Annotated in this window: 5 protein-coding genes; 2 read left to right on the forward strand and 3 right to left on the reverse strand. The window is 72.4% G+C overall.

The features are described from left to right. Both AOK15_RS12050 and AOK15_RS12055 read left to right on the forward strand, forming a co-directional pair. Nucleotides 1-608, forward strand: a 608-nt coding sequence (locus AOK15_RS12050; protein ID WP_167738813.1) for a PucR family transcriptional regulator, incomplete at its 5' end; no start/stop codon positions are given. 96 nt (nucleotides 609-704) lie between these two features. Then, nucleotides 705-1,499, forward strand: coding sequence for a phosphatase (locus AOK15_RS12055; RefSeq protein WP_055515751.1), 795 nt, complete (start codon nucleotides 705-707; stop codon nucleotides 1,497-1,499). Between the two features lie 79 nt (nucleotides 1,500-1,578). On the opposite strand, the gene tesB is transcribed toward AOK15_RS12055, so the two are convergent. The 3 genes from tesB to AOK15_RS12070 form a co-directional block, all read right to left on the reverse strand. Next, the gene (gene tesB / locus AOK15_RS12060; protein ID WP_055515752.1) at nucleotides 1,579-2,454 is read right to left on the reverse strand and encodes an acyl-CoA thioesterase II; all 876 of its coding nucleotides are present in this window, start codon (nucleotides 2,452-2,454) and stop codon (nucleotides 1,579-1,581) included. 35 nt (nucleotides 2,455-2,489) lie between these two features. Continuing rightward, nucleotides 2,490-3,647 carry an acyl-CoA dehydrogenase family protein gene (locus tag AOK15_RS12065; protein ID WP_055515753.1) on the reverse strand — a complete coding sequence of 386 codons (1,158 nt, stop codon included), beginning with the start codon at nucleotides 3,645-3,647 and terminating at the stop codon, nucleotides 2,490-2,492. Nucleotides 3,648-3,860: 213 nt separating this feature from the next. Next, nucleotides 3,861-4,221 (reverse strand): TetR-type transcription factor C-terminal domain-containing protein (locus AOK15_RS12070; protein WP_478078807.1); only part of this gene is annotated, 361 nt, incomplete at its 5' end.

The following is a 4,221-nucleotide window of genomic DNA, read 5'->3' on the forward strand; positions in this document are numbered from 1 at the left end:
CCAGCCACGCCTCGGCCCCGGCCAGCAGGGGCTCGACGTCCTGCGGGGCCGAGGCGTGGCTGGTCGTGCACGCCCGCCCCACCGACGACGCGTCCTCACCCGACCCCCTCATGGCCGGCGCGCTCGGCGCGGCCCTCGGCTCCGCGCTGGTGGACACGCACGGCGACGTCGTACGCGTCCTGGTCCCCGCCGACCGCGAGGTCACCGCCCAGCCGGGCTGGACGTGCGGGGTGAGCGCGCCCGCGGGCCCGCAGGCGTGGCCGTCCGCGGACGCGCAGGCCGCCCGTGCGCTGGCCCGGGCGCGGGCCACCCGGACGGCACTTGTGCGGCACGGATCCCGTACCGCGCTCGCCGATCTCGTGCCGGAGGAGGACGCCACGGCCCACGCGCGCACCCTGCTGGCGCCGCTCGCCGGCTCCGCGGCGCTCGTGGAGACCCTGCGGACCTGGCTGTCGCTGCACGGCAGTTGGGACCGTACGGCCGTCGCGCTGGCCGTGCACCGCAACACGGTCCGCCAACGGGTGGGCCGCTGCGCCGCGTTGCTGGGGGCGGACCTGGACGACCCGGACGTACGCATGGAGTTGTGGTTCGCGCTGCGCCAGGAGTGAACCGGCGGGGCGAACCTCCGGCCGACGGAGAGTGACGCAGGTCGCAGCGGACGGTACGCCCGCGACTGACGCAGTTGTCTGCCTCACAATGGACGCATGCCGATACCCGGGACCCCCAGCCGCGCCGAGCTCGTCGAACACCTCGTACGGACGCGTATCGCGGGCGACGTCGCCACGCCGCGCGAGAACAACCTCTCCCACTACCGCGAACTGGCCAACGGCAACCGCCACTACTGGCTCGGGCTGGAGCTCGGCGACCGCTGGAGCGACGAGCAGGACGTCCTGGCCGTGATGGCCGAGCGCGTCGGTGTGAACGACGACCCCGGGTACCGCTACGGCCAGGACACCATCGACCCGGATCTGACGGTCGACGCGCTGGAGCGCATGGCGGCCCGGCTGCGCAAGGCGGCGGAGGGCGGGCAGCGCGTCCTGTTCGCCACCGGTCACCCCGGCGGTCTGCTGCATGTGCACCACGAGACGGCGCGGGCGCTGCGCGCGGCGGGCTGCGAGATCGTCGTGATCCCGGACGGGCTCCAGACGGACGAGGGGTACGTGATGCAGTTCGCGAACGTGGCCGTCCTGGAGCACGGGGCCACGCTCTGGCACACCCACTCGCCCGAGCCGATGCGGGCGATCCTGCGCGGTCTGGAGGGCGCGGGCCGGCCGCTGCCCGACCTGGTGGTCGCCGACCACGGCTGGGCGGGCTGCGCGGCCCAGCTCGGCATCGACTCCGTCGGCTACGCGGACTCCAACGACCCCGCCCTCTTCCTGGGCGAGGCCGAGGGCACCCTCCAGGTCGCGGTCCCCCTCGACGACCACGTGATCAGCCCGCGCTACTACGACCCGATGACGGCGTACCTGCTGGAACAGGCGGGGCTGGCTGAGAGCTAGCGCCGCGGCAGGCAACGTTCGCCCCGCCGGCGGCGGCCTCAGGGCGCCTCCGGTCGGCCAGGCCCTGCCGGCGGCGGTCTCAGGTCTTCGGTCGCGGGACGCGGACGACGCCCTCCTGGATCACGGAGATCGCGAGCCGGCCGTCGCGGGTGTAGATGCGGCCCTGGCCGAGGCCGCGCCCGCCGGACGCGGACGGCGACTCCTGGTCGTACAGCAGCCACTCGTCGGCGCGGAACGGCCGGTGGAACCACATCGCGTGGTCCAGCGACGCCCCGACGACGTCGCCGACGGCCCAGCCGCCGCGCCCGTGCGCGAGCAGGATCGAGTCGAGCAGCGTCATGTCGGAGACGTACGTCGCGAGCACGACGTGCAGCAGGGGGTCGTCGTCGAGCTTGCCGTTGGCGCGGAACCACACCTGCGAACGGGGTTCGCGGGGCTCGCCGTAGCGGCCGTAGGGCGGATCGTCGACGTAGCGCAGGTCGACGGCGGCCCGCGCCTCCAGCGCCTTCCGGACGACGGCCGGGTCGAGGCCGTACGTCGGGAGCAGTTCCTCGGCGGTGGGCAGGCTCTCCGGGTCGGGCGCGGACGGCATCGGGGCCTGGTGCTCCATGCCCTCCTCCCACCGCTGGAACGACGCCGACAGCGCGAAGATCGGCTGCCCGTGCTGGACGGCGACGACGCGGCGCGCGGTGAAGGAACGGCCGTCGTTCATCCGGTCGACCGTGTACACGATGGGCGCGCCGGGGTCGCCGATGCGCAGGAAGTACGCGTGGAGGGAGTGGGGCAGCCGGTCCTCGGGGACCGTCCGCCCCGCGGCGACGAGCGCCTGCGCCGCGACCTGCCCGCCGAAGACGCGCGGGACGATGGCGGGCCTGGACCGGCCACGGAAGATGTTCTCCTCGATCTGCTCCAGGTCGAGGAGATCGAGGAGATCCACAAGTGGTGCCTGACTCATGGGGTCAGTTGTAGTGGACGGTAGTGGCCCGGACCTTACAGACCCATGTCCTTGGCGATGATCGACTTCATGATCTCGCTGGTGCCGCCGTAGATGCGGTTGACGCGGTTGTCCGCGTACAGGCGGGCGATCGGGTACTCGTTCATGAAGCCGTAGCCGCCGTGCAGCTGGAGGCAGCGGTCGATGACGCGGTGCGCGACCTCGGTGGTGAACAGCTTGGCGCTGGCGGCCTCGGCCGGGGTCAGCTCACCGGCGTCGAGGGCCTCCGTGGCGCGGTCGACGACGGCCTCGGCGGCGTCCACCTCGGCCTGGCAGGCGGCCAGCTCGAACTTGGTGTTCTGGAAGGCGGCGACGGGCTGGCCGAAGACGACGCGCTCCTGCACGTACTGCTTGGCGAACCGGATCGCGGCCTTGGCCTGCGCGTAGGCGCCGTAGGCGATGCCCCAGCGCTCGGAGGCGAGGTTGTGGCCGAGGTAGTAGAAGCCCTTGTGCTCCTCGCCGAGGAGGTCCTCGACGGGGACCTTGACGTCGACGAAGGCCAGCTCGGCGGTGTCGGAGGTCTTCAGGCCGAGCTTGTCGAGCTTGCGGCCGACCGAGTAGCCCTCGGCCTTGGTGTCCACGACGAACAGGGAGATGCCGTGGCGGCGGTCCTCCTTGGTCGGGGCGGCCGTGCGGGCGCACACGATCATGCGGTCGGCGTGCACACCGCCGGTGATGAAGGTCTTGGCGCCGTTGAGGACGTAGTGCGTGCCGTCCTCGCTGAGCTTGGCGGTGGTGCGCATGCCCGCGAGGTCGGAGCCGGTGCCCGGCTCGGTCATCGCGATCGCCCACATCTCCTCGCCGGAGACGAACTTGGGCAGGTACCGCTTCTTCTGCTCGTCGTTGGCGAGCATCTTGATGTACGGCAGACCGAGCAGCACGTGCACGCCGGAGCCGCCGAAGGTGATGCCGGCGCGGGCGGTCTCCTCGTAGAGGACGGCCTCGAACTTGTACGAGTCGATGCCGGCGCCGCCGTACTCCTCGTCCACGCGGATGCCGAAGACGCCCAGCTCGGCGAGCTTGTAGTAGAAGTCGCGCGGCGCCTGGCCCGCGGCCAGCCACTCGTCGTAGACGGGGACGACCTCGGCCTCGATGAAGGCACGCAGGGTCTCCCGGAACGCCTCGTGATCCTCGTTGAACACCGTACGGCGCACGGCCGACCCCTTTCTGCGCCCGAACCGGCGCCGCTCTCACCCACATGGCTGCAAGCCGTCGTCGTCCGGGGCCGACACCCCGACTCCGGTTGGCTAAGCGCTTGCTCAGAGCAACCGTACCGGCGAGTACGAACAGCCGTCCAGAGAGGAAGGGGCGTAACGCTCGTCACGCCGCGCACCCCGCATGACCGGAAGCCGGGCCGGGACGGCCCCTCACTCCCCTGCCGCCGCCGCGAAGGCCCCCCGCGCCATCCGGTGGAGGAGTTCCGCCGTGGCCGCGCGGCCCGGCAGGGAGCCCGGGCGGCCGAGGTGGGGGGTGGAGTTCAGGAGGCCGAAGACGGAGTGGACGGCGGAGCGGGCGGCGGGCTCGGCGAGGGCGGGGTAGACCTCGCGGAGCACCTCGACCCACAGTTCGACGTACTGCCGCTGGAGCTGGCGCACCAGCTTGCGGTCGCTGTCGCGGAGGCGGTCCAGCTCACGGTCGTGCAGGGTGATGAGGGGACGGTCGTCGAGGGCGAAGTCGATGTGCCCCTCGATGAGGGAGTCGAGCACCGCCCCGGAATCCCGCCGCCCC

The organism is Streptomyces ossamyceticus, from assembly GCF_001418475.1.
Taxonomy (GTDB): domain Bacteria; phylum Actinomycetota; class Actinomycetes; order Streptomycetales; family Streptomycetaceae; genus Streptomyces; species Streptomyces ossamyceticus.